Source organism: Parabacteroides sp. CAG:2 (assembly GCF_000436315.1).
In the GTDB taxonomy this organism is placed as follows: Bacteria; Bacteroidota; Bacteroidia; order Bacteroidales; family Tannerellaceae; genus Parabacteroides; species Parabacteroides distasonis.
This window is the reverse complement of sequence record NZ_FR885264.1, coordinates 45506-72416: the sequence shown is the minus strand read 5'-3', so window position 1 is coordinate 72416 and position 26911 is coordinate 45506. Positions and strand designations below refer to the sequence as shown.

Sequence of the window (26911 nt, the reverse complement as noted above, 5' to 3'; positions counted from 1 at the left end):
GTTAGTATTACTATTTATCAAGTACTTAAAAAACCATCTATAGCCATATGAGCAGTACACACACACTTATAATCCTTGTCAATTCTTTGACAAAAACAGAAAAAAGGTATTTTCATCTTTACTCAAATTTACAAAGCGGAGATAAAGTTTATATATCACTTTTTAATTTAATTGACTCCAATACCTCTCCTGAAGATTTGTATTCATGCTTTTGTAAAATCCAGAATGGAAGGAACTTTGAAGCTGCAGTTAAACACCTTTATCGCACAATTTTAGATTGCTTAGTTAAACTCCGAGAGAAACAAGATATACAAGCAAGAATTTTCAACTACATATCTAAAGCAAACATACTATTTGAGCGTGAAATGTATGATGAAGCGTTCATCGAGTTAGATAAATCCAAGAAATTAGCAAGTATGTATGAAAACGATCCCTTGCTTTTACTAATTCGGCGAATAGAGCTAAAATATTTAAGTGCCCTAGAATTTGAGACAATATCTGAAAAACAGTTGATAAATAAACAAATGAAAGTCAATGAAGTAATAAAATATGCCAAAAGCCTTAACGAACACACACAACTATACGATATACTTAAACATCGTCTTATCCATAAAGGATATATCCGTTCTGATAAGCAAAAAGAAGATTTGAACGATCTCGTGTTGAGTGAACTATATCTAATTGCCAATAGTTCATACCGAAGCTTTGAAGCTAACAAGTTACATTTGTTATTCCAAGCCACTTATTATCTAAATGTAGGGAATTATAAATTAGCTATTCAATATTATCAAGAACTCATTGGATTATTCAATGAGAACCAACATTTAATACTAAATCCCCCTATTTACTACCTTAGCGCTATACAAGGTGTTTTAGACAGTTTATATGTCGCTGGCCTATACCGCGAAACCTCATTTTTCCTTTCTAAGCTAGAAGCTCTGACAATAGGTGAGTATTCCACTGAGTTCATACTACATGTAAAAACATTAGTATATATCTATAAATCTAATAGCTTATTACATATGGGACATTTTGAACAAGCCAAAAAGTTAAAGGAAAGACAAGAAGAAGAGTTACTAAAAAAAATAACATCATTAAGACTTGAAACCCAATTATCTTTATATCTAAGTTCCGCTATTTTATGTATGTATACAAAAGATTATAGTCAAACCCGTAAATACATGAAAAAGATTTTCAGTTTAGGAAAACTACTTCACACATTTCCTACTTATAAGATAGCTAGATTAATAAATTTACTATTTCAAGCAGAGTTAGGGAACTATGAGTTCTTTGAAAATGAGATCACGTCTATCAAAAGAAACATCCAATTCGAAAAACATACTTATATTACAGAGAAATTAATATTCAAATTCGTACGAGATTATCCGCTCCCCTCTTATGAGAAAGCCCGAAATAAACAATGGCAACAATATCAAAAAGACATTCAAAAAATAAAGGAAGACAAATACGAGCGTCAACTCCTAAAGACCTTCGATGTTCTATCTTGGATCGAGAACAAAATAACCCGCCGATCTTTAGCGGAAATTCTCGCAGAAAAAAGTCAATCTTATTAAGTCCACCTTTGCTTAACCCTTTTCTTAGACCTTCAAGTCATGACGTATGTAAAACCCGGCTTTCCATAATACCACTCATCTGCTGCAACGCCCAATCCACCAATCCTTGGATATGGGGAATAAGACTTAATCCTCTTTCCGTTAAGCAGTATTCTACTCGGGGAGGAACTTCCGCATAGACCTTTCGTTCGATCAGACCATCCGATTCCAGCGTACGCAAGGTTACGGTCAGCATACGTTGCGATACATCCGCGATGGTTTTATGGATATCACTAAAACGCATGGTACCGTTAGCACTTAAAGTGATAAGCACTAGCATAGACCATTTATCTCCTAGCCGGCTCAATACGTCTCTCACGGGGCAATTCCCCGTCGGATGAAAGTTTTTCATTTTTTAACCTTTTCTATTTACTTGAATCTCAACAATGGTTACATCCATGTAAGTTCCTTATTTATAAGTGCCTTCTTGTTTTCTCTAAAAAAGGGGCTTACTTTTACGCCACAAAAGTAATAAACTTACGAAAAATAACTATTGTATCACTTAATAATTTACGATTATGGCAAAGAAAGTAGCAGTTTTAGCGGTAAATCCAGTAAATGGATTTGGTTTGTTCCAATATTTGGAATCATTTTTCGAGAATGGCATTACTTATAAAGTATATGCGGTAGCCAATTCAAAAGAGATCAAAACGAACTCTGGCATAGCTTTGACAGTAGACGATGTGATCGCTAATTTAAAAGGGCATGAAGATGAATACGACGCAATGGTATTCGCTTGTGGCGATGCGGTTCCTGTTTTCCAGCAGAACGCTAGCAAACAATACAATATCGATCTAATGGATGTGATTAAGAATTTCGGGGAAAAGGGTAAAATTATGATTGGACATTGCGCTGCCGCTATGCTCTTCGACTTCACCGGAATCACGGAAGGAAAGAAGCTAGCGGTACATCCGTTGGCTAAGCCTGCCATTAGCAAAGGACAAGCAACAGATGAGGATTCCGTAGTCGATGGCAATTTCTTTACAGCGAAAGAAGAACATTATATCTGTACTATGATGCCTCAAGTTTTGGAGGCCTTGAAGAAATAAGTTCTAGGACAAATAAAGCCAACTATTTGAACAAGACAAAATGTAAGGGAGGGACTATTCGCATAAATCCTCCCTTACAAATTTCAAATTAGTTAGAAAAATCGGTTACAATCCAATACCTTATCTGTACTTCCAAAGTATCTTAGCTTCATCAGCAAAGTATGTTAAGTCACTTTGCCGATAAAGTTAACTTCGTTGCCGATGTAAGTTGTCTATAACATATCCACCGGATTCTCATTCGCCGCCCTCCAACTTTGGAACGTGACCACTCCTACCGTCAGGATACTGATCCCTAGCAATGCGACAAAATAAATCAAATAACTGACAGGGACTTTCTCCATAAAATTACTGCCCCATCTCTCCATAAAATAATAGGAAACTGGAATCGCGATAACAAAACTAATGAGCAAGACCTTTAAATAGACTTTATTCAAACGATATAGTATCTCACTCACGGAAGATCCATACACCCGCCTTATACCAATTTCTCGCCGCTGATAGTGGACATCAAACAATACCAGACTTAAAATACCTGCCAATGCCATCCAGATAGATAAAACACTGGATAAAATAACCCGGTCGCCAAACTGGATTTCTTTTTCATACAGATGCCGGGAGAATGTATCGCAAAACTCAAAATCAGGTAAACATGAAGGGGAAAGTTCGTTGAGCATATTCCTAATATAAAGTAAAACATTCCCTTTATCAGCCCCCGGCATCAACTTTATATAAGCGTAAGGCATATATAATTCTTCATTCGTCACAAAAGCGACAGGATAAGTAGCTAGCGACTCCGATGCTTTATGTGTGGAAGCGATCACCACCTCATCCGTAAATCCTAATGCCCGGGCATCATTCCCCCAAAAGGTTTTCATACGGTCACCCACATGAAGGTTTAATTGCCTTTTCGCTTTTTGGTCAAAAACCAAAAGCAACTCTTTATTCCTCGCATCTTCCATCCTTGAGACACGTCCCTCGTTCGCGGTAATATCCATAAGGGATAAAAAATTAGGTGATACATTCAAATAATAGAAATAAATAGTCTCTCCATTAAACTCTGCGGCCCCGCCACGATTCTCATTGGTCGCTCCTATCTTACTAGCGGCGAAAGCCACATCCTCAATTCCCGCATAACCACGCAAACGGTTGGTAAGATTCTCTTTATATTTCTCGGTTATCTCCTTATTCAGCTCTACGACCACCACATTATCATTCCCGAAACCAAAGGAATGACTCCGCATTGTCTCTATCTGCTTATAAATAAACAGTGACAGGACGATCAATATAATTGAAACCGTATACTGAAAACCAACCAGACATTCCCGCATTCTTTTTCCCTTTGGAGACAAACCGAAAGAACCATTCAGCACGATTCGCTGAGGAATAGAAGTCGCATAAATAGCCGGATATGCACCGGCCAATAGTCCCGCACACAAAGCCATAAATAATCCACCCCCAAAAACTATTCCCTTCATATGAAAGCCTCCTCCAATGCAACCTTCATAAACCAATAACAGCAACAAGGATATAGCATAAGACAATAGCGCAAAAAGAAAAGACTCTAACCAAAGAAATCCACGCAACCGCCATACCGAGTCCCCTAGAATTTTGCGGATGTTAATACTTTTTATTCTTGCCGGAACCAATGCCATTGTAAAGTTTATAAAATTAATCACTGCTATCAATACCACTAGAAACGAAGCGCTAAACAACAAATCCGTTTGTCTTTTATTCCCTGATTTTATGTAAGTAACACTATTCATATCATTCATATAATAAATATCGCATAAATTCACCAAACGGGTCTGTACCTCTTGGAGCCTCTCGTATTGCTTGAAGGGAAATGCTTGGTTAAACTGGGAGCAAATGAGATCTTTTTGTGACGGATCATCTAAAAGGACATAACAAAGGAAAATCCAGTTATCCCAATCATCCATACAATAAGTCGACGATAAAGAAGTATAAATGGCATTATTCAATTGTGTGTTTTCCGGGAAATCTTTATAAACTCCTCCTACGACTAGTGATTTTCGTTCCTTGCTCCAAATCTCTTCTTCCGCAAGCAACTCCTTACCAATAGCCGATGACTCGCCAAATATCTTCCGGACCATACTTTCCGGCAAAAGGCATTTCTCCGGATCATCTAAGCAATCTAGTGAACCTTCCACCAATTGGAAGTCAAATATAGAAACGATCCCCGGAGTACAGGTTATCACCGGTTCCTTATAACCTTTGAGAATCTCGTCCCTCCCGATCGTAAAATAAACTTCCCCTACGTAAGGATTTATGATCGTACTTACCAATATATGTGGAGAAGACGAGGCAAATGCTTGGGCGAAAGGCAGGATTTGCGTAGGCCATTGACTTTTACTCGTTACACAATCCAATCGATAAATAACCTCGGCTTTCGAGTGTATTTTATCAAAAGTTCGTTCGGATTCCGTACGGATAGCTACGCTATTAAATAAAGTAAAGGCGATTACGAGGCCGCATATATTTAGTGTTGCCGCCATTTTATTTGCCTTCAACGTGATAATAAAATTTCGATATATAGAGTTCATGATACGCTTGTTTTTCGTATAAAATAAATTGACACAACTCTCCTCTATGCCCTTGAAGACAGGGCATAATCATGTCTAATTCAGCATACGACAAAGCACATAGCAAGAGTATCGTTCTTGCCAAAAGACGGATTTTAATCGAACATAACTTACCCTCCGTTCGTAAAACAACAAAGCTACCGACAGGGTAAACAAAGCGAGGAAAAAAGTCAATGAGGCAATAAGGTACAAAAGTTTCTCCCCAAAAGCGGAGAAAGACGTCAAAGGAGTTATGATTTCTTGAAAAGAGATGAAAGCAGCCGGCTCTTTATTCGCTATTGAAAATAAAGATGTAGAAGCACACACCCGTACCTCCTTTTGGGAGAAAGAATCGTTGGCGACCACAGTCAATGCGGCAAAAACGACCATGCACAAAAACATTGCCCTTAACCATTTCATAACAAGAACAAAATTGATCAAAGGCAAATGTATGGATTTTCACTCAATAAATCCAAACAATAAGCATGCAAATAACACGAATATGTAAATCATTGATTATCATCATCCTTAAAAACATGATTATATTTCTGAAAAAACACGTACATGTTTTCCACAAAAGTCGTACATCTTTTTCGGAAAACACGTACACGTTTTTACCGGGTCATACGACAGAAGACAAGAACAAATATAGAAATAGACAATAACCCTCCTTATCATGATGAGAATTTCCCTCATCAGTCCCGTGTAAGTTTGAGGCTATATCAAAACCCAAGCCCCAACTCAAAGGCGAACCGGAAACTATCCGTCGAGCCGAACCAAGAATATTTAGTGGTGAACTTATTCAAGAAAGTAAGCCAAATCCCGCCACCATAGGAAGTATGCCAACTATGGGAGCGCTCACCGGGAAACCAGACCCTACCATAATCAAAGCCCGCGAATAGACCATATTTTAAGGGAGTGAACGGATTCTTTAGTTTTCCCATGTCCAAGCGTAAATCCGAGTATTGGTAAAAGGATTGCTTTCCGATAAAACGGTTCTCACGGAATCCCCTTAAATCAATCGTGGCGGCTTGATAGAACTCATAGTCATTATCGAATAATACCGTTCCCTTCATCAAGGAGGCCCAAGTAAAACGATCCGAGAACCGTACGTTCCATGAAAGGCTTCCCTGCGCATAGGGGAAATTGCGTTCCGGCTTTTTCAAATTCATTTTCCATCCGGCCGTCCATTCGGTTTCCAATAGGGGAAGCCACGAATAAGGCTGTTTCGTTATCCGGTAAGTAGCACCAAGACCTACGAAATAATTCGTGCGGAAAATAGGATGATCTTCTCCATAAACCGTATAAATATATCGATCATCCGTACGTTTAGCCTTGTACATATCCAAAGAGCCAAAGAATGTCATCACCTCTTCTTTCCTCAAATCCATCTCGAAGGATGGATTAAACATATACGTCCGGAGCTTCACCCGGTTATAATTCTTTTTCTCCTCTTTATAGCCCGCCGTATTATTTCCAAATCCGAAGAAGTTCTCGAAGTTACGGGGTGAAGAGATGGAGGCATTTAGGTATAAACGTCTCCGGCCGTCATAATTAGGGAAGATACCTGCATACATGAACCCTTTCAAATAATTATACCCGATCCGATGCTGATAGGTGAATGGGGCTCGTTTAAAGCCATACATCGTATATGTAAAGAACGTACCCAAACTAATACCTTTATCCGAATCATATATTCCCCACGGGGTAAAAGATATCTTATGGTATTTTATCTTCTGGTAATCATATTTATAATCTTTATCATAGACATGTATTTTCCGGTTATGATTCAATTGGTATTGGTTCTCCCCCTCTCCGGAGATCAAGTATATCGGAAAATCTTTCCGTGTATTTCCCTTCACTTCAAACGTATCGTTTCCCGCAAGCCCATATAACCACAGTTCCTTGGTTTCCTTGCCGGAGAATTGTTGTTCCAACCTACAGTCTCCGGTCTCGGGATCATAAATCCGTAAAACAGTCCGGTCCGGCGCTTGCCGCTCGATCAAGAAATAATCGGATTGATTGGTTCCGGCAACCACTGGCGTACGTTGCAATAAGAGATAATATTGACTGGCAACCGCTTCCAACTCTAGCCTCCTTCGTTTCAACTTTCGTTTAATCAGTTCTATCTCATCATGTTTTACACCTTCCGGCAAATAAGTAAAAGCGCTATCGATCAAAGAGTCGGTCATCTGTCTCCGAATTTCTTGGGCTTGGCGTATCCAAACCGACTCATCACTGCGGCCTGCTACCGCCATATCCAGCGCAAAAGCTAGCTTATTGATTTTCTTTGTATCTTTTAAAATCAGGCTATCATAATTACAGATAAAATCCAACGATAACATCTTCAACATTTGCTTGAACAATACTCCGTCCACCTTCGTGAAAGCATGATTCCTATCGATCACGATCGGGGTATAAATTACGCTATCATTGACGGTATGTGACTGCCACTCCCAGTTTTCGTTCATCTTATTCCAATCTCCGGTCCACATATCGAAAATACGTTCCCGAATGTATAGATTTTGATCCGCCATATAGTTTTTACTCACTTGAAGGCTGTCTAGAAAGTCTTCCGTGGTATACAAATTAGACCTTAAATTAATATCCGGAACATTGATTAGATTGACCAGCCTATCTTGTATATCGCTGCCGTCCGCAACTGTGTCTTTCCGTATGTGGGAAGGAATATAGTAAATACGGGAGGGAGAAAAACTCAATCCCGCGGACTTCGCTAAATAATCTGCGACCAAAAAGGTATAGGGATTGATAATCGTATAAGCATCTCCTAAGAACTCATCCAAATATGTATTCTTAAAATCAGTCTTATTATATATTTCCCGGAAAAACTTCGACTCCAAGAAACTCGTAGAGCCACCCAAGGGCTTTAGTAAATACAATTGCTTACGCTTATTCTCCAACAATAATCCGTGAAACCCTTCCGCTTGCCCGACGATGTCCATCCCACCCCCCAACGTTTCTATCGTAGCCGAAGAAACCCTGATCGGGATCGTATAAAGGTGACGATAATGCCTCCCCCACATCCAATTATAGATCTTGCTTTTACCACTATCCGCTTGCGGATAAATGGACTTACGTACCCAATCTTGAGATTGGGAATAAAGCAAGCCGGGCATAAGCACAAAGAGTATGAGTATGATATATTTATAGGACGACCGCATGGACAATTTCTTTCTATCTCTGTTTTACTAATAACAGGGGTAAGACAAGAGTTGTTTTGTTTTTTTAGCCTAAGAGAAGAATCAAGGACTTGACGTATAAACAAGCGATAATTATATATTTTTGGTAGACAAATCTAAAATCATGCTATAAAACATTATTCAGAAAGGTTATAAATACAAAGAAGAAAGTTACTTTTACACGCAATTTCAATAATATTGATACGCATGAAGAACATAAATACACTGTCGGGCTTGTCTGTTGCTAACTTCAGCAAGCAAATTGACGGGAAAGAAACGGCGCTTTATACCCTGTGTAACAAGGTTGGAGCAGAGCTAGCGATCACGAATTATGGAGCGAAAATCGTCTCACTGATGGTTCCGGATAAGAACGGAAAAATGACCGATGTCGTTACTGGCCATAATTCGATTGAAGAGTACTTAACATCAGAAGAACCTTATTTCGGTGCCATTTGCGGTCGTTATGGAAATCGTATCGCCGCTGGAAAATTCACGATCGACGGTATTACTTATGACAAATTAGCCATAAATAATGGCCCCAATAGCTTGCATGGCGGAATCAAGGGATTCAATGCGGTCGTATGGGACGCCAAACAAATAGACGAGCAAACCATTGAGTTGAAATATACCTCCGCCGATGGTGAGGAAGGTTTCCCCGGAGAACTAAAGACAACCGTAACTTATCATCTGACAAATGAGAATGAGGTCGTTATCTCCTATCAAGCCTCTACGGACAAACCTACGGTCTTGAATCTAACCAATCATTCTTATTTTAACCTATCCGGTGCGGGAGACCCTTATATAGGAGACCATATCCTCACGATCAACGCCGACTATTACCTGCCTACAGACAATACGGCAATCCCGTACGGACCTAAAGAGAAGGTAGAAGGTACACCGATGGACTTCCGGACTCCTCATGAGGTAGGCGAACGAATCAATGACAATTTCGAACAGCTTATATTCGGTAAGGGATATGACCACACGTACATATTAAATAAAGAGGACAACGAACTTTCTTACTGCGCTCGCTGCTCCTCCCCCAAGACCGGTATCGTAATGGAAACTTATACGACTCAACCGGGCGTGCAATTATACACAGGTAACTGGATGACTGGGAATTTCGAAGGTAAGAACGGACAACGCTACCCGGAACGGGCCGCTTTATGTCTGGAAACCCAGCATTTCCCCGATAGCCCCAACAAACCGGAATATCCGACAACGGAACTCCGCCCGGGCGAGGTTTTCCAAAGTACTACTATTTATAAATTCAGTGTAGAATAAGAGAATAATTTAAGTAATCTAATAATCTAAAACAACAAAAAAGAAATGGAATCAACAGCAAAAAAGAATTACACATTGCCTATTATCATGATGGTGGCTCTCTTCTTCATGATATCTTTCGTGACGGGTCTACAGAACCCATTCGGTATCATCGTTAAGAACCAGTTCGCTGCCAGCAACTTCATGTCGCAGCTGGGTAACGCGGCTAACTTTATCGCCTATGCCTTCATGGGTATTCCGGCCGGTATGTTATTGCAGAAGATCGGTTACAAGAAAACCGCTTTGTTAGCGATCATCGTAGGTTTCTGTGGTGTAGGTATTTCTTATCTTTCCGGTGTGGCTGGTAGCTACGCTGTTTATTTGACAGGTGCTTTCGTGTCCGGTTTCTCTATGTGTATGTTGAATACCGTAGTAAACCCGATGTTGAACACGCTAGGTGGTGGTGGAAACAAAGGTAACCAATTAATTCAGGTTGCCGGTTCCGTGAACTCTATCGGCGCTACGATCGTTCCGGTATTGGTTGGTTATTTGATCGGTGACGCTGCTAAGGCTCAGATCAGTGACGCTAACCCGGCATTGTTCTTGGCTATGGGTATCTTTGCCATCGTATTTATCGTATTGTTCTGCATGCAAATTCCGGAACCGCATATGGTTAAGGAAAATGAAGCCAAGACTCCGGACAAGCACAGCGCACTTTCTTTCCGTCACTTCATTTTAGGTGCCATCGCAATCTTCTTGTATGTGGGTGTTGAAGTAGGTATTCCTAACTTCATGAACTTGTTCGCTACTTCTCCTGAGATCGGTATCGATCCTACAGTAGCCGGTTCTATCGTGGGTACATATTGGTTCTTGATGATGATCGGACGTCTGTTCGGTGCCTCTTTCGGAGCTAAGATCTCTAGTAAGGCGATGTTGTCATCAGCCGCCACGGTAGGTATGATCTTTATCTTGATCGCTATCTTCGCCCCTGCTACGACAAAAGTTAGTATGCCTGTATTCTTGTCTGATATCTCTTTCGGTATGGTTGAGGTTCCGGTTGGAATCATGTTCATGGCTCTTTGTGGTTTATGTACTTCCATCATGTGGGGTGGTATCTTCAACTTGGCAGTAGAAGGTTTAGGTAAATATACGGCAGCCGCTTCCGGTATCTTCATGGTAATGGTTTGCGGTGGAGGTATTCTTCCGTTGATCCAAGGAGCTGTAGCCGACGCTGGCGGTTTCATTACTAGCTTCTGGGTGGTATTCCTAGGATTGGCATATTTGCTATATTACGCTTTGATCGGTAGCAAGAACGTAAACAAAGACATTCCTGTTGAATAATAAGGACAGGACATAATATGATAAAGAAGAAATTATCCGGCAGAGTTATCTGAATGGGTAATTTCTTCTTGTTTATTCAATTATTTACCTTAATCAAATTAAGTATCATGCAACAAAAAATCAGAACTAAATTTAAAGAGTTATTTAATACCGAAGGTAGCTTATACACATCCCCGGGACGTATTAACTTGATCGGTGAACACACTGATTATAATGGAGGTTTCGTTTTTCCGGGTGCTGTAGATAAAGGGATGATCGCCGAGATCAAACCGAATGGGACGGGTAAAGTCCGGGCGTTCTCCATCGACTTAAATGATTACGCTGAATTTGGCTTGACCGAGGAGGACGCTCCTTCCGCAAGCTGGGCAAGATATATCTTTGGCGTATGCCGGGAGATTATTAAACGAGGTGGTAATATCCAAGGTTTCGATACCGTATTCGCTGGAGACGTACCTCTGGGCGCTGGAATGTCTTCTTCCGCCGCATTGGAAAGTACTTATGCTTTCGCATTGAATGACTTATTCTCATTGAATATCGATAAATTCGAGTTGGCTAAGATCGGTCAAGCTACAGAACATAATTATTGTGGCGTGAATTGCGGTATCATGGACCAATTCGCTTCCGTATTCGGCAAGGCCGGAAGTTTGATCCGCTTGGATTGCCGTTCTTTGGAATATAAATATTATCCGTTTAATCCGGTTGGTTACAAACTCGTGTTATTGGATTCGGTCGTTAAGCATGAGTTGGCATCCTCAGCCTACAACAAACGCCGTAAATCCTGCGAGAACGTGGTAGCCGCCATTCGCCGCAACCATCCGGAAGTAGAGTTCTTACGTGACGCTACGATGGAGATGCTGAACGAGGTAAAAGCGGATGTCAGCGCAGAGGATTACATGCGTGCCGAATATGTTATCGAGGAAATCCAACGTGTACTCGACGTATGTGCCGCTTTGGAGAAAGGCGACTATGAGACTGTCGGCGAAAAGATGTACGGCACGCATCAAGGTATGAGCAAGCTTTATGAAGTTAGCTGCGAGGAACTGGATTTCTTGAACGATATCGCCAAGGAATGTGGTGTAACGGGTTCTCGTGTCATGGGTGGAGGATTCGGCGGTTGTACGATCAACTTGGTTAAGGATGAGTTGTACGACGATTTCGTGAAGAAAGCCTTCTCCGCTTATAAAGAGAAGTTTGGCCGTGAACCTAAATTATATAATGTAGTAATCAGCGACGGAGCACGCAAGCTCTGTTAATCTTTAAAATCCATAAAACGATGTCAGCAGCTTTTTATCAAGACGAAGTAAAATTCTATGTTGCCGTAGATTGTATCATTCTAGGGTTTAACAATAAGGAGTTGAATGTTTTATTATACAAACGTTCGTTCGAGCCGATGAAAGGACAGTGGTCTCTTATGGGAGGCTTCGTGAAATCCGGGGAAAGCGTGGATGAAGCAGCATCACGGGTATTAACCGATTGCACGGGCATCGAGCATCTTTTTATGGAACAAATAGGGGCTTACGGAGATGTATCGCGTGACCTAGGGGAGCGGGTTATCTCCGTAGCTTACTATTCCTTGGTGAATATGAATGATTTTAGTCCCGAGATCTTGGAAAGCCATAACGCTACTTGGACCAAGATATCCGAGCTTCCCGACTTGATTTTCGACCATAACCAAATGATAAACGATACGTTGTCCGTCCTTAAAAAGAAAGCGGCAAGCCGCCCTATCGGTTTCAATTTGCTTCCCGAGCAATTTACCTTGCCCCAACTACAGACATTGTATGAGGCCATCTACCAAACCCTTTTAGACAAACGAAACTTCCGCAAAAAGCTAAACGCCATGGATATTCTGGAAAAACTGGATATCAAAGACAAGAAAAGTTCTAAACGAGGAGCTTTCCTCTACAAATTCAACGAGAAAAAATACAACAAATGGGTTGAACAGGGTTTTGACTTCTCGCTCTAATCCGAATGATGTATACCCGCAAGAATAAGGCGCTCAGCGGGCTATCTTAAATATCTCTCAATTTATCAAAAATATAAGAAGATAGGAACCTTTACCGAAAAGGAATTGTTTGATTGATATAACGGCTCTTACAAAGAGTTTGATTATCTTTGCAGTCAAATAAATAATTCATCTGATAAAATGAACGATATTCAAGTAATGAACAAAGCAGCTGATAACATCCGTATACTGGCTGCGTCAATGGTGGAGAAAGCGAACTCCGGGCACCCGGGTGGCGCTATGGGTGGTGCAGACTTTGTTAACGTACTGTTCTCAGAGTTCTTAATATACGATCCCAAGAATCCCAAATGGGAAGGACGCGATCGTTTCTTCCTTGACCCGGGGCATATGTCTCCGATGCTTTATTCCGTACTGGCTTTAAGCGGCAAATTCACATTGGATGAACTTCAACAGTTCCGCCAATGGGGAAGCGTTACTCCGGGACATCCTGAGGTAGACGTTATGCGTGGTATCGAAAATACGTCCGGCCCGTTGGGACAAGGACATACTTATGCGGTAGGTGCGGCTATCGCAGCTAAATTCTTGAAAGCACGTCTGGGTGAGGAAGTAATGAACCAGACTATTTACGCATATATTTCCGATGGAGGTATCCAAGAGGAAATCTCCCAAGGTGCCGGACGTATCGCCGGAACTTTAGGACTGGACAACTTGATCATGTTCTACGACGCTAACAACGTACAGCTATCTACCAAGGTAGAAGACGTCGACGCGGAGAACGTAGCCATGAAATACGAGGCTTGGGGCTGGAAAGTCATTCAAATAAACGGTAACGACGTAAACGAGATCCGCAAGGCTTTAAAAGAGGCTAAGGCAGAGATCTCCAAACCGACTTTGATCATCGGTAACACCGTTATGGGGAAAGGTGCTGTCGGCGCTGATAACAGCTGTTACGAGAATAAGGTATCTACTCACGGACAACCTTTATCCGCGGCAGGAGCTTCCATCGCAGATACGATCAAGAACCTAGGAGGCGATCCGGAACATCCGTTCGCAATCCTTCCTGAGGTAGCCGAATTATATGCCAAACGTGCGAAAGAACTGGAAGTAATCGTCGCCGAGCGTTACGCCGTGAGAGACGTCTGGGCGAAAGCTCACCCGGACTTAGCGGCTAAGATGGAGCAATGGTTCTCCGGTAAGGCTCCTAAAATCGACTGGGCCGCAATCGAGCAGAAAGCGAACCAAGCGACCCGTGCCGCTTCCGCTACCGTATTAGGTGTGCTTGCTACCCATGTAGAAAACATGATCGTAGCTTCCGCCGACCTTTCCAATTCCGATAAGACAGACGGCTTCTTGAAAAAGACTCATGCTTTCGTGAAAGGCGACTTTAGCGGAGCTTTCTTCCAAGCGGGTGTAGCCGAGCTTTCTATGGCTTGTATCTGTATCGGTATGTCTTTACATGGTGGCGTGATCGCCGCTTGCGGTACTTTCTTCGTATTCTCCGATTACATGAAGCCTGCGTTACGTATGGCCGCATTGATGGAGCAGCCCGTTAAGTTCATCTGGACACACGACGCTTTCCGTGTTGGAGAAGACGGACCTACGCACGAGCCGGTAGAGCAAGAAGCTCAAGTTCGTTTATTAGAGAAATTGAAGAATCATAAGGGACACAACTCCATGTTGGTACTTCGTCCGGCAGACGTTGTGGAGACAACAGTCGCATGGAAACTAGCGATGGAGAACGTTTACACTCCTACCGCATTGATTCTTTCTCGTCAGAATATCACAGATCTTCCCGCTAAGGAAAACCGCTATCAAGAGGCTTTGCAAGCGGAAAAGGGTGCCTATATCGTCAATGAAGACGCTAATGCGGATGTAATTCTTTTGGCTTCCGGTTCCGAGGTATCGACTTTGGTCGAGGGCGCCGCCCTGCTTCGTGCCGATGGCATAAAGGTTCGTATCGTTTCCGTACCTTCCGAAGGTCTATTCCGTTCACAAAGCAAAGAGTACCAAGAATCCATTCTTCCCGCAGGAAGCAAGATTTTCGGCTTAACCGCTGGTCTTCCGGTTAATCTGGAAGGGTTGGTAGGTCCTAACGGCAAGGTATGGGGACTTGAATCCTTCGGTTTCTCCGCCCCTTACAAAGTATTGGACGAGAAATTAGGTTTCACGGCTAAGAACGTTTATAACCAAGTAAAAGAATTATTAGCATAAAGATGGGTATAGTAGGTTTGTGTAGCGATCACGCTGGTTTTGAGTTAAAAGAATATATAAAGACAATCCTCGATGAAAGGGGATTGTCTTATAAAGATTTTGGAACTTATTTCTCTGACAGTTGCGATTATCCGGATTTCGCCCATCTGATGGGCAAGGCCGTAGAAGCTGGCGAGGTTTATCCGGGAATAGCTGTCTGCGGTACAGGGAATGGCATTAGTATGACCTTGAACAAACATCGGGGTGTCCGTGCCGCCTTATGCTGGCAAGAGGATATCGCAAAACTGGCACGTGAGCATAACGACGCGAACGTGTTATCAATGCCCGGTCGTTTTATCAGCAAGGAAGAGGCTAAGAAAATCGTTGAGATATTCTTGGATACACCTTTTGAGGGTGGTCGCCACCAACGTCGTATAGACAAGATCCCTTTGTAAAGTCCGCGAAAAAGTCACTTTATAAAATAAAGAAGGCTCTCCCATGGTTCGCTTACCATTCGGAGAGCCTTTTCGTATCACCGTTTAAACGGCAACGTACATATAATAGATGACGGATGCCAAATTTGAAGACTTTCTACTATTAAACATTCGATCTCGCTTTTTGTTCTTTCCATTTAGTTAAAAATGTACGGGCTACCGTCGGGAATAACTCCAGCAACAGTATTTCTTTCTCATTCTCAGCCAATAACACATCCAAATCCTCCAATACAGGATTCTCTTGCATCACGTAATGGGAACCGTCGTAAGGCACCTCATTTTGTACGCCGGTGATTTTCAACCGGAACGCCGGATCTACCGGAATCGGCGTCTTGCCATACTCTCCTTTTACCAAGGCGATAAACTGGTTGGAAGGATTACTATACATCGGGCGGCCTTTCAGCTCATCCAGCGCACAGGAAACCGCTTGCGCCCCGATAATCTGGCTCGTAGGCGTCACCAACGGAGGCAAGCCGGCATCCATCCGTACTTGCGGAATGAGCGACATCGCCTTCTCCAACAAGTCGATCTGCCCTAATTGCTTCAACTGGGCAACCATATTTGTGTACATACCTCCCGGGATCTGCGCTTTTTTCACCAACTCGTTCGGCTCGGGGAAATCAAAATACTCCTCGATCGCACGGCAATAAAGCAGCAAATCGTCCTCCTTATCTTTCCGAGCGGCCTCGATGGCATCGTTGAAGAAGCGGTCGATCTCGGCGGGGAAACTATCCTCTACGGGATTAAAGGGTCTCGGGAATTTCTTAGCGGTATTGAATGCGGAAAGTTCCTTGCGGATCGTCAATAATTCCTTGTTGATCTTAGCGATCGCATCCATATCAAGATCCAGCTCGATACCCAATTTCTTGCAGAAGATATAGACCAGCTCCACGGCGGGAGCGGCTGGTCCTCCGGCGAAGTTCCATATATTCGTATCAACGATATCCACCCCATTGATAATGGCGGATACGACCGACGCCAATCCGTAACCGGGCGTACAATGCGTATGAAAATCCACCGGTACTTTCAAGCTCTTCTTGAACAATCGCACCAATTCCGCCGTACGAGCCGGAGGTATCAAACCACTCATATCCTTCAGGGTGATCATATCTGCGCCCAGCGACTCCAGTTGAAGGGCCTTGTTTAAGAAATACTCATTCGTAAAAACAGGCTTATGCAAGGGCCGTCCATGCAAGGCGGCTTTTATACGTTCTACCGGGGAATGGTGAGGATCTATCGTATAACAGATGGCACAGTCGGCCTTTCCCCCGAATTTCTTCACATAACGGATCGTGGATTTCACGTTATCCACGTCGTTCAAAGCATCGAAAATACGCATGATATCGATACCGGAACGAATCGAGTTCCGGCAAAAGCCTTCTATAATCTCGTCGGGATAAGGATTATAACCGAATAAATTACGCCCACGGGAAAGAGCGGATAGCTTTGAGGAATTACCTATTTCCGCTTTGATGATCTCTAAACGATCCCACGGATTCTCACCTAAATAACGCATCACGGAATCGGGAACCGCCCCACCCCATACTTCCATGGCATAAAAGCCTGCGTCTTTGTAGTAAGGAAGTACACGGTCTATTTGCGCTTGAGACATTCTTGTAGCGAATGCCGATTGCTGACCATCGCGAAGAGTCAAATCACGAATCAATAATTTACGTATCATACCAAATTTGTTTAGATCATTTTAGTCAATATTCTGATTATATAACAGGATCTAAACAAATTTGATAAAGATTACGGGGTTAATAATAACCAATTTTTCTAAAACCTCAGTCTTTTACTTCCACAACGATCATTACGGGAAAGTGGTCGGAAGGAGTGCGGGCCTCGTATTTGCTCAATGACACCTCTTTCGGGAAATTACCGTTTTGCTCCTTCTGGGCGCTTTCTTTCACCTCGGAGCGATAGGTATCCGTTAAGATTCCATACTTCTTCACCTCAAACTCCTTGGTCAAGAAAAGATGGTCGATACGGCTATCGGTCTTGCGGTCCGGATGGAAACCGTTGAAGGTACCATTCGGGGCATAGCGGAAATCTGCGATCTCATAAGAGTCACGCATGATACCGGAACCATCTAACAACTGATAGGACTCACTTGTTTGGTCCACGTTGAAATCGCCGGTAAGGATAGCGGGAAGTTTCTTGGGGAACTCCTTGATCTTCTCCAAGATCAGCTTGGCGCTCTCGGCACGTGCCTGTACGCCTACATGGTCCATGTGAAGGTTGAAGAACAAGAAAGTGAAACCGGTTTGCTTATCCCGGAACTCACCCCACGTACAGATACGGGGAAGGACGGCATCCCAGCCCTTATTCGGACGGTCGGTGATCTCGGATAGCCAGAAATCGCCATGCTCCAAAACCTCGAACTTGTCCGTGCGGTAAAAGATAGCCGAATGCTCTCCCGCCCGCTTACCATCGTCACGTCCCACACCGATATAATCATATCCGGGCATGGCTTGCCTCAAGTCCTGCAATTGCGGATATTTGCCCTCTTGGGTACCAAAGATATCGAACCCGTGAAATTGTACGATCTGGGCGATGTAGGGATAGCGTTGTCCCCAACCGTTACCGTTCGTGGAATCGCCGCCGTTGGCGTTACGCAAATTATAGGTGGCAACCACCATTGTCTCCGCCTGTAAGGTTAATACGGCGCAAAAAAGAAAAATAAAAGAATAAATAACTTTCTTCATGATCTATGTTTTTAATTATCCTCGAAAGCTGATAATATCGGACGGGCGATCCACACCTGCGGCTGCGGTACGTCCAATAGGTAAGCCATCGTACCGGCGATATCATATACCATCGTGCTCTCCGGGATCTTGAAGCCTTTCTTTACGTTCTTTCCATAGAAAACGATCGGGGTTTGCATCTCGTTCATCGTCTTGCCACCGTGACCGGTCTCGATACCGCCGTGGTCGGCCGTCAGTATAACCACCGTATCATCCATGATACCCGCCTCACGAACGGCGTCCATCACTTGCGTCAAGCAACTGTCCAAATGATTCACCATGGCGAAATACTCCGGGGAACTCCATCCCTTGCCATGTCCGGTACCATCCGGCTGATCGTATATAATCGCGCAAAGGTTCGGCTTCTTCTCCTTGATATACTGAACGGCTACCGGGGTACATCCGTTCGGGTTCTCAGCCGACATCGGGGCATGCTTACGGAAGCTCATGGCCAAGGTATCCACCAGATAATTCATGCCTTCCCACTCATAGATATAGCCAATCTCAGCCTCGGGAGCCTTATCCCGGTACATGCCGAAGATATTCGGGAAACGGTTGTCGCTATTCACGACACGGGAAGGAAGCTCCGGCGTACGAGATCCCCACTCCGTATATCCGTGCAACTCCGGTCCTGCTCCCATAAACATGGAAGCCCAATTACAAGCACTCGACGAAGGCAGGATCGAACGATTCTCTAACGTGGAAGCACCTTCCGCCATCATCTTACGGAAAGTAGGCATATCCGCCCCATTATTCAAGCAATGGGCGCTCAAGCCGTCGAAACCAATCAAGATTACATGCTTTGGCAGATTCTTCTCTTTCAAAGGCACTTGCTGAGGTGCCGTATTACAGGCGCTCAGGCAGTATGCGATTACCGCACAACAAATAAATAAGATTTGCTTTTTCATCTTACCGTGTTTTTCTTTTATGATTAATATTGAAGTATCTTAGATTCCGTCAGACAAAGGTACAAAGTTTAACTAAAGTTCAAAAAGATCATTTATCTTTGTGGCTTAATCTAATCTTATTTTCATAAATACGTATGTACAAACATTTCCTGACAAGCGTATTGCTTGTATTTTTCATGCTATCCTGTAGCAAACCTTCCCCTTTTGAGGGAAAGATGCGAGAAAGCGTACAAACCTCCCTAAGCTGGAGAAACGACACGACCGGTATCTGGGAAACAGCCGGCTGGTGGAACTCGGCGAACGTATTGACCGCCACCATTCGCTACGGCGCCGTAACCAAAGATCCGGCCATCCCATCTGTCATAGAGGATGTATTCGAGAAAGCCCGTCATTACCAAGTAGGCGTAGACTCAACCGGTACTCCCCGTTATTGCGACAACTTCATCAATGATTATTACGATGACGAGGGTTGGTGGGCATTGGCATGGATCGAGGCCTCCAAACTGACCGGAGAGAAAAAGTACCTAGATATGGCCGAGATCATATTCGATGATATGACAACTGGCTGGAGCGACGCTTGCGGAGGTGGCATCTTCTGGAAAAAGAACCCTTTGCATTACAAGAACTCCATAGCGAACAACCTGTTCTCCCTGACAGCTATCCGATTATATAAAGCGACCCAAAATCCGGCGTACCTCGACTGGTTCAAGAAGAACGTGGATTGGTATATGCGAACTGGCATGATCAATACGGACATCTACCAAATCGAGGACGGCACGAAAGACGATTGTACCCCCAACCGCAACGCCCACTACACGTATAACCAAGGCGTAGCCATCGCTGTCTTAGCCGAGATGTATCTCCAAACCAACGATAAATCTTACTTGGAGCTAGCGGAAAAGATCGCCGACGCTACCATTACCACGCAATTGGTAACCGACGAGGGTATACTTCGTGAGATGAAGCCCGAGATCGATGATAGCAACGACGGTGTCCAATTTAAGGGTATCTTCATCCGTCATTTAGCCTTCCTGTATGACCTAACCAAGAAACCAGCCTACAAGGATTTCATCTTGAAGAACGCCGAGTCCATCATCACGAGAGATTACGACCCGGCCTCCAAAAGCTTCGGTTGTTATTGGTACGGCCCTTTCCACAAGGAAAGCTCGGCAGCAAACGCTTGCGCTTTGGAGTGCGTGATAGAGGCTTATGAGTTAACGAAATAGGTATCCGGGGAGACGCAGCTTGTCATTATTCACACAGCCAGCGGGCGATATTCCGCTCTGGCTCCCCGGAGCTGGAACGGATGTCACGTAGGGCTCTGGCTCATTGACAAAAAAAACGGGACGGCGGACATCTCCGCCGTCCCGCCCAAAAGAGACAGCCTTATCTCTGTTTGTATTCATGTCAAGGTTGGTTGTTTACTGATAACGGGGCCATATAAACCCTGTTTTTCATATCGTGCACAAACATAAGACTTCTTTTTCACAAAAGAACAAATTCCTTCTTCTTTCTAGAAATACATGCTTTATAACATACCACACTCCCTCTCGGTTGCTAGCGTGGACTTCTATTACAAAGGATAGGCGACGCAGCACGCTACGTCTCCCTCCGCTTTCTTTTTACCAATAATAGGTCTCCATAATCTCCTTCATCCTAGGAGTATTCGTGTCCTCATCCTTAACATCTTTCCGCAGCTTCAGCATCTCCTCCTTCATTTGCCGGATGATCTTGGCGTATTGGGGATCGTTGTAAGCGTTGTGATTCTCACGAGGATCGGATTGAAGGTCGTAAAACTCCCATGCTGGTGTCGTGGTCTTATCCTCCGAACCAGTCATATTCAGACGGTCGCCATAGAAAAACATCAGTTTATACCGCTCATTACGGATACCCATATGGGCCGGACGGTTCGAATGTTGGGTCCAATAACGATAATACATCTCCTTACGCCAATCCCTTGGGGTATTTCCTTTCAGATTATTGCGAAAACTATGGCCCTGCGATTCTTTCGGGGTCTTCACGCCTGCGTAATCCGCCAGCAAAGAGGCAAAATCCACGTTCAAGATCATATCCTTATTGCGGGTCCCTGCCGGGATCTCTTTCGGGTAACGGATCACGAAAGGCATACGTAGAGACTCCTCATACATCATACGCTTATCGAAGAAACCATGCTCTCCTAAGAAATAACCTTGGTCGGATACGTACACCACGATCGTATTATCGGCGATTCCCATATCGTCCAGCGCTTTCAATAACTTCCCGATATTATCGTCGATCGTAGCCCCGCAACGCAGATAGTCGCACACCAATTTCTGGTAAGCGGCGCTACGGGCGGCAGATCGATGCATGCCCTTCGTCGTAAAAGGCAACTCCGGATACCGGCACCACCATTTATCAGGGTCTTGCGACGCCACGTCCCAACGACGAGCCAACTCCTCCAAAGGCTGTCCGGAGAAGGTACGTCCATTCGTCTCCGGCCCCCAATCAAATAAGTTCTCCGGTTCCGGGAAAACAACGCCGTCATACAAATGCCTCATCCGTTCCGGAAAATCCCAAGGTTCGTGTGTAGCCTTGAAATGACAACACATCATGAAAGGCCGGTCCTTATCGGCCTCTTTCATCCAGCGGATCGCCTTATCCGTCACGATATCCGTGGAGAAACCTCGTACCCGCTCCCCGAAATTACGCTCACCCGGCCAAGGGTCCGTACAGTTTATGAAAGTAGGGTCCCGGTACTCGCCTTGGTCATGAAACACGGAATAGAAGTCGAAACCTTGCGGTTGCGTTTTCAGATGCCATTTACCGACCAAAGCGGTCTGATAGCCTCCCGCCCGCATTTGCTTGGCGATATTATCCTGCTCCGGATCAAAGGAATCACTTAACGTGTAAACACCGTTCACGTGACTATAGGCTCCGGTCAAGATCGCCGCACGACTAGGGGAAGAGATCGAGTTCGTACAAAAACAATTATCTAACACGCAGCCCTCCGCAGCCAAGCGACGGATATTCTCGTTCCGGGCATAATCACCCAACACCCCCCCGTAAATGCCCCAAGACTGGGAAGTATGATCATCCGAAAGGATAAACAAGATATTGGGACGTTCCTCTTGCGCCGGTTTATCGGCGGCAAAGAGGAACTGCCCGTTCCCCGAAAGACAACAGGCAGTCATTCCGATACTTATGATCGATTGTTTCATAGGTCATGACGTTTTTTCCCTTGTACTAGACCCGGTTCCCTACGCTCCGTTCCCTTTACGCGCGTTAGGTTATCCCCTAACTCATGACGTTTCAGGTCGGCGATCTTCATCAACTTCGCGGCTTCCTCAGGATACTGGGTGATCACGTTATAACGCTCTCCCGGATCACGGCGCAAGTCATACATCTCAGGTTTCATGATCTCCAGATTCGTCAACTTACCCGGCTGGCCGTCGTTTCCCGGCTCATAAGCCCCGTAAGTAACGTATTTATGAGGGAATACCAGCTTAAACATACCGTCCGTGACAGCCTCCAAGTCATTCTTGTTATAATAATAGACAAAGGATTCACGAGGATTCGCATCTTTCTTGCCCTCTATCAATGATAAGATACTAACGCCATCAATCTTGCGAGTAGGCAGCGGGGCCTGCGTGATCTCGGCAAACGTAGGAAGAAGGTCGATATTAGAAGCTAACTTATTACAAGTCGTGCCCGGTAACGTCTTACCTTTCCAGTACATGATACAAGGAACCCGGTTACCACCATCAAAGGTCGTAGCCTTTGCCTCACGTAACCCACCGGCTGAACCGGCATGATTCCCGTAATTGGTCCAAGGACCATTATCGGAAGTCAAGATCACCAACGTATTATCTTCCAAGCCCAGCTCACGCAATGTCTTGAATATCTCACCTACACTCCAGTCGATCTCCATCATCACGTCGCCATATAAACCCTGCTCGCTCTTTCCCTTGAATTTATCGGAAATGGCCAACGTTTCCCTTGAATTTATCGGAAACGGCCAACGGTACATGGGGCATATTATGGGCCAGATACAAGAAGAAAGGCTTATTCTTATTCTTCTTGATGAAATTAACAGAACGGGTGGTATAATCCGTAGTCAACCGTGTTTGGTCCGTATTATAACCGATAATCTCATTTCCGTCATAAGTCGGCAAATCCGGGAAATTAAATACCTCACCTTGTTGCGGGTGGAATGGCCACATATCGTTAGAATACGGCAAACCATAATACTCATCGAAGCCATTTTGCAAGGGAAGAAATTCCTTTTGGCTACCTAAATGCCATTTACCGAAGATAGCGGTACTATATCCTTTCTGTTTCAATACCTCTGCGATCGTCATCTCATCCGGATGGATTCCGTAGTTCGAATCCGGTCCCGGAGCGCCGGCGAAACCGATACGATTCGGATAGCAACCGGTCAACAAGCCGGCACGAGACGCTCCACTGATCGGCTGTCCCGCCAAGAAGTGTGTAAAACGAACGCCTTCCGCCGCCATTTTGTCGATATTCGGAGTGGTATATCCGTAAGCCCCATTAAAAGAAAAATCTCCGTACCCCACATCATCCAAATTAATCAGGACGATATTCGTGTAATCAGCGGCTATGCCTGCCATTGAAAAGGCTGAGGCGGCCGTCAGTAACATTAGTTTATTCTTCATGATATTATTTATTGATATATTGGCTTTTAATTAAACAAATATAAACATACATAATCAGACGTTCTTTCTTTTTACATTTTTTAAAGCAAGAATAGTCCTAGGATTATCACTTTTCTAAAGAACGCTCAAAAGCATCTCTCATCGCTTGCAACTCCTTTACTTTCTCGGGATATTGATCTTTGAAATTCATATGTTCCGTGTTATCCTTTTCTAAGTTGGAAAGGAACAACTCATTAAGGACCTTCTCTCCCTCCGGAGTCACGTCATGGGGATTCGCTATTAATTTCCATTCCCCGCAACGGACAGCCCATTGCTTCCCAAAATCAAAATGAAGTGCCTTATGAGGAGAAGGTTTGGAACTGTCTTTGATAAGTGGGAGTAAGCTCTTTCCATCCACATCCATCCCTTCCGCTGAAAGACCGCATAATTCGACCAAGGTAGGAAACCAATCGATATTCATCGCAACCTGATCACGTACCTCACCTTGTGGCAGCTCCTTGGGCCAGCAGATGATAGCCGGAACCCGGATACCTCCCTCAAACAAAGAGAATTTTCCGGCCCGGTAAGGACCGCTATAGCCTCCTCCTCTAAAAGTACGTTCCTCCATGCTATGCCCGTTATCCGATTGGAAGATCAAGATGGTATTATCAGCCAACCCCTCGGCAGCCAAGAAGGTACGTAACTCCCCTAAATAATCATCGAAAGTAGAGACAAACGCCGCATACATTCTTCTGGGATTAGGTAGGTCCGCATAATAATCCAACCATTTCTCGCTGGGCTGCAATGGGTAATGAGGGATATTTACCGCCCAATAGATAAAGAACGGTTTCTCTTTATCTTCCGTAGCGAATTTCTTGATCTCTTTCAGGTTCTCTGCGGCGAAAAAGTTGCCCGGAGAATAGATCTCCCTCTCATTCTGCCACAAATCATGCCGATTCGGGCCACCCCAATAATAGAAATGGGAATAATTATCCACACATCCTCCTCGTATTCCCCAAAAGTAATCGAAACCCTGTGCATTCGGACCCTGTTCTATACGGTCGCCCAAATGCCATTTTCCGATTAAGGCGGTACGGTAGCCATTCGATTTCATCCGCTCGGCCATGGTCTCTTTCTCTACTGGCAAGAAACTATTCCCTCCTGCGTTCACCGTAAGTCCCGCACGTTTGGCGAATTGCCCCGTCAATAAGGAAGCCCTTGACACCGAGCTAACCGCCGCCCCATAAAACTGGGTAAAGCGAACCCCCTGATTTGCCAAGGCATCCATATGCGGAGTACATAAATCTTTCGCCCCAAAGCAATTCACGTCCAATGATCCATGATCGTCCGTATAAATCAAGATCACGTTCGGATGAGTCGACTGAGCCTCAACGATACCAGCGAGCAGAAGCCCGCCGGTAGTTAAAATAAGTTGTTTTATATTCATGATTTATTTATTGAATATCATTTTTAGATGTACTACTTCCAAATATTCCACCAATCTTGCCAATCCACATGCTCCTCGGTCTTTCCTTTCTCGAAAGATTGTCTGTAATCCTCCACATTCTCTTTCAAGCACTTTTCTAATCGCTCCATTTTTTCGGGATAAGCCGCCGAAATATCATTTTTCTCACTCGGATCTTTCGCTATATTATATAATTCATATTTTCCTTTTGTATAATAAAGTTTATAATCCATATCGATCACGGCCCCTTGATAACCAGAGCAAAAAACTAGAGGCTTCATCCTTTTAGTTTCATGCCTCATTAGCTTAGGCCAGAAAGACTCACCATCCAGTACAAGCTCCTTTCTATTGGATACATTCGCTATATCCAATAATGTCGGCATATAATCCACGGTAGAACAAGGGACTCCCAGTTTACTACCTTTCGCCAATTTCGCCGGCCAACACATAAGCGATGGAACCCGTATCCCTCCTTCATAAAGAGAGCGTTTTTTACCTCGGAAATTCCCGGGAGAACCCGGAGTCTCCAATTCCGGACCATTATCACTACAAAAAAGAATTATGCTATTCTCATATATATTTTTTGCCTTTAAATAATCCACTAAACGTCCTATCTGCTCGTCTAAAGCCGTAATACAGCCATAATAATTCCGTTGTCGCATATCTAAGTCCTTATATAAAGCAACATGCTGGGGACCAGCCACACAAGGTAAATGAGGAGCATGAAACCAAATCACACTAAAAAAAGGTATACCTTCTTGAATAGAACGCTCCATAAAAGGCAATGCCCTATCCATTATGATCTTGGAATCATCTCCTTTGAGATCTTCTGTGGCCTTAGTGCCATCTTTATCCCAATAAGCGGTTCCATAGGCCCGGCTAGGTTCTCCCTCACGAATATAGTCCCAAAAACAGCCATCATTCTGAATCGGCTGTATCATCGGATCAAACGTCGGTACTTTTGATTCCGTAATAAAAGACTCCTCAAATCCGTGCCAAGAAGGCGGATTATACAAATGTTTATTATCCACACTTCCACGGTTCGCATCTTTTTCCTTGTACGTCAACGTACCTAAATGCCATTTTCCAAAAAGCCCTGTCGTATATCCATGCTCTCTTAGTAACTCGGGAAGTGTGACTTCCCTTTTTCTCAGTATTCCCACATTCGCAGAGAACACACCGGTTCGGAAAGGATGCCTTCCGGTCAATACACTCGCCCGTGTCGGGGATGAGAGAGGAGCGGCAGAATAAAATCGCTCCATAATCACCCCGTCTGAAGCCAAAGCGTCCAAATAAGGTGTTTTAATTATGGCATTCCCATTGAATCCAACATCTCCCCAGCCCATATCATCTGCCATAATTACGATAATGTTCGGGCGCTCATTAGAAACCGCACTATAAACATCCAAGGCAATTAGGCATAATCCACATAATACTATCTTATTCATAAGTAAAATCCATT

General features: G+C 43.9%; 20 protein-coding genes and 1 pseudogene. 10 read left to right on the top strand and 11 right to left on the bottom strand.

All coding sequences use genetic code 11. The features are described 5' to 3' along the window. Nucleotides 1-47: 47 nt before the first annotated feature. Nucleotides 48-1574, top strand: a complete 1527-nt coding sequence (locus QVP94_RS02555) for a BT2802 family ribose utilization protein (RefSeq protein ID WP_022191892.1) — start codon at nucleotides 48-50, stop codon at nucleotides 1572-1574. 37 nt (nucleotides 1575-1611) lie between these two features. Here QVP94_RS02555 and QVP94_RS02550 read toward each other — a convergent pair whose 3' ends face one another. Beyond that, nucleotides 1612-1965 (bottom strand): winged helix-turn-helix transcriptional regulator, encoded by a 354-nt coding sequence (locus tag QVP94_RS02550; RefSeq protein WP_005858079.1) that lies wholly within the window; start codon nucleotides 1963-1965, stop codon nucleotides 1612-1614. A 166-nt stretch (nucleotides 1966-2131) separates the two neighbouring features. Here QVP94_RS02550 and QVP94_RS02545 point away from each other — a divergent pair, with 166 nt between their 5' ends. Beyond that, complete coding sequence (locus QVP94_RS02545) at nucleotides 2132-2662, top strand: DJ-1/PfpI family protein (protein WP_022191891.1); 531 nt, start codon at nucleotides 2132-2134, stop codon at nucleotides 2660-2662. 212 nt (nucleotides 2663-2874) lie between these two features. Here the strand turns inward: QVP94_RS02545 and QVP94_RS02540 are convergent, their stop codons facing one another. Then, nucleotides 2875-5223 carry an ABC transporter permease gene (locus tag QVP94_RS02540; protein WP_022191890.1) on the bottom strand — a complete coding sequence of 783 codons (2349 nt, stop codon included), beginning with the start codon at nucleotides 5221-5223 and terminating at the stop codon, nucleotides 2875-2877. A 289-nt stretch (nucleotides 5224-5512) separates the two neighbouring features. Here QVP94_RS02540 and QVP94_RS02535 point away from each other — a divergent pair, with 289 nt between their 5' ends. Next, nucleotides 5513-5749: a hypothetical protein gene (locus QVP94_RS02535; RefSeq protein WP_022191889.1), complete on the top strand. Its 237-nt coding sequence runs from the start codon at nucleotides 5513-5515 to the stop codon at nucleotides 5747-5749. 214 nt (nucleotides 5750-5963) lie between these two features. Here the strand turns inward: QVP94_RS02535 and QVP94_RS02530 are convergent, their stop codons facing one another. Continuing rightward, complete coding sequence (locus QVP94_RS02530; RefSeq protein WP_022191888.1) at nucleotides 5964-8423, bottom strand: ShlB/FhaC/HecB family protein; 2460 nt, start codon at nucleotides 8421-8423, stop codon at nucleotides 5964-5966. Between the two features lie 225 nt (nucleotides 8424-8648). Between QVP94_RS02530 and QVP94_RS02525 the strand changes: the two genes are divergently transcribed. The 6 genes from QVP94_RS02525 to rpiB all read left to right on the top strand — a co-directional run bounded on the left by QVP94_RS02525 (nucleotide 8649) and on the right by rpiB (nucleotide 15656). Beyond that, nucleotides 8649-9725, top strand: coding sequence for an aldose epimerase family protein (locus tag QVP94_RS02525; protein ID WP_005866355.1), 1077 nt, complete (start codon nucleotides 8649-8651; stop codon nucleotides 9723-9725). A gap of 45 nt (nucleotides 9726-9770) precedes the next feature. Next, complete coding sequence (locus tag QVP94_RS02520; RefSeq protein WP_005866353.1) at nucleotides 9771-11045, top strand: MFS transporter; 1275 nt, start codon at nucleotides 9771-9773, stop codon at nucleotides 11043-11045. 107 nt (nucleotides 11046-11152) lie between these two features. Then, on the top strand, nucleotides 11153-12298 hold the full coding sequence (gene galK / locus QVP94_RS02515) for a galactokinase (RefSeq protein ID WP_005858095.1): 1146 nt from the start codon (nucleotides 11153-11155) through the stop codon (nucleotides 12296-12298). A gap of 20 nt (nucleotides 12299-12318) precedes the next feature. Further along, nucleotides 12319-13011 (top strand): NUDIX hydrolase, encoded by a 693-nt coding sequence (locus QVP94_RS02510; protein WP_008779607.1) that lies wholly within the window; start codon nucleotides 12319-12321, stop codon nucleotides 13009-13011. Between the two features lie 180 nt (nucleotides 13012-13191). Then, a complete protein-coding gene (locus tag QVP94_RS02505) occupies nucleotides 13192-15222 on the top strand; it encodes a transketolase family protein (protein ID WP_022191887.1) in 2031 nt (676 codons plus the stop codon). 2 nt (nucleotides 15223-15224) lie between these two features. Then, a complete protein-coding gene (gene rpiB, locus QVP94_RS02500) occupies nucleotides 15225-15656 on the top strand; it encodes a ribose 5-phosphate isomerase B (protein ID WP_022191886.1) in 432 nt (143 codons plus the stop codon). A 142-nt stretch (nucleotides 15657-15798) separates the two neighbouring features. Here the strand turns inward: rpiB and QVP94_RS02495 are convergent, their stop codons facing one another. The 3 genes from QVP94_RS02495 to QVP94_RS02485 form a co-directional block, all read right to left on the bottom strand. Further along, entirely contained in the window at nucleotides 15799-17376 is a 1578-nt protein-coding gene (locus tag QVP94_RS02495) for a hydroxymethylglutaryl-CoA lyase-like TIM-barrel protein (protein WP_022191885.1), read from the bottom strand. A 106-nt stretch (nucleotides 17377-17482) separates the two neighbouring features. After that, nucleotides 17483-18403: an endonuclease/exonuclease/phosphatase family protein gene (locus QVP94_RS02490; protein WP_022191884.1), complete on the bottom strand. Its 921-nt coding sequence runs from the start codon at nucleotides 18401-18403 to the stop codon at nucleotides 17483-17485. An 11-nt stretch (nucleotides 18404-18414) separates the two neighbouring features. Beyond that, on the bottom strand, nucleotides 18415-19350 hold the full coding sequence (locus tag QVP94_RS02485) for an alkaline phosphatase family protein (RefSeq protein ID WP_005858107.1): 936 nt from the start codon (nucleotides 19348-19350) through the stop codon (nucleotides 18415-18417). Between the two features lie 134 nt (nucleotides 19351-19484). Between QVP94_RS02485 and QVP94_RS02480 the strand changes: the two genes are divergently transcribed. After that, a complete protein-coding gene (locus QVP94_RS02480) occupies nucleotides 19485-20576 on the top strand; it encodes a glycoside hydrolase family 76 protein (protein WP_022191883.1) in 1092 nt (363 codons plus the stop codon). Here QVP94_RS02480 and QVP94_RS02475 read toward each other — a convergent pair. From QVP94_RS02475 to QVP94_RS02455, 5 genes and pseudogenes are all read right to left on the bottom strand, one after another. Next, the gene (locus tag QVP94_RS02475) at nucleotides 20565-20756 is read right to left on the bottom strand and encodes a hypothetical protein (protein WP_288213159.1); all 192 of its coding nucleotides are present in this window, start codon (nucleotides 20754-20756) and stop codon (nucleotides 20565-20567) included. The genes QVP94_RS02480 and QVP94_RS02475 overlap by 12 nt on opposite strands. 216 nt (nucleotides 20757-20972) lie before the next feature. After that, a complete protein-coding gene (locus QVP94_RS02470; RefSeq protein WP_022191882.1) occupies nucleotides 20973-22547 on the bottom strand; it encodes a sulfatase family protein in 1575 nt (524 codons plus the stop codon). After that, a pseudogene (locus QVP94_RS02465) lies at nucleotides 22544-24005 on the bottom strand (sulfatase family protein). Before QVP94_RS02465 ends, QVP94_RS02470 begins: the two are co-directional and overlap by 4 nt. Nucleotides 24006-24111: 106 nt before the next feature. After that, nucleotides 24112-25431: a sulfatase family protein gene (locus tag QVP94_RS02460; RefSeq protein WP_022191879.1), complete on the bottom strand. Its 1320-nt coding sequence runs from the start codon at nucleotides 25429-25431 to the stop codon at nucleotides 24112-24114. A gap of 32 nt (nucleotides 25432-25463) precedes the next feature. After that, a complete protein-coding gene (locus QVP94_RS02455) occupies nucleotides 25464-26897 on the bottom strand; it encodes a sulfatase family protein (protein ID WP_022191878.1) in 1434 nt (477 codons plus the stop codon). Nucleotides 26898-26911 lie beyond the last annotated feature (14 nt).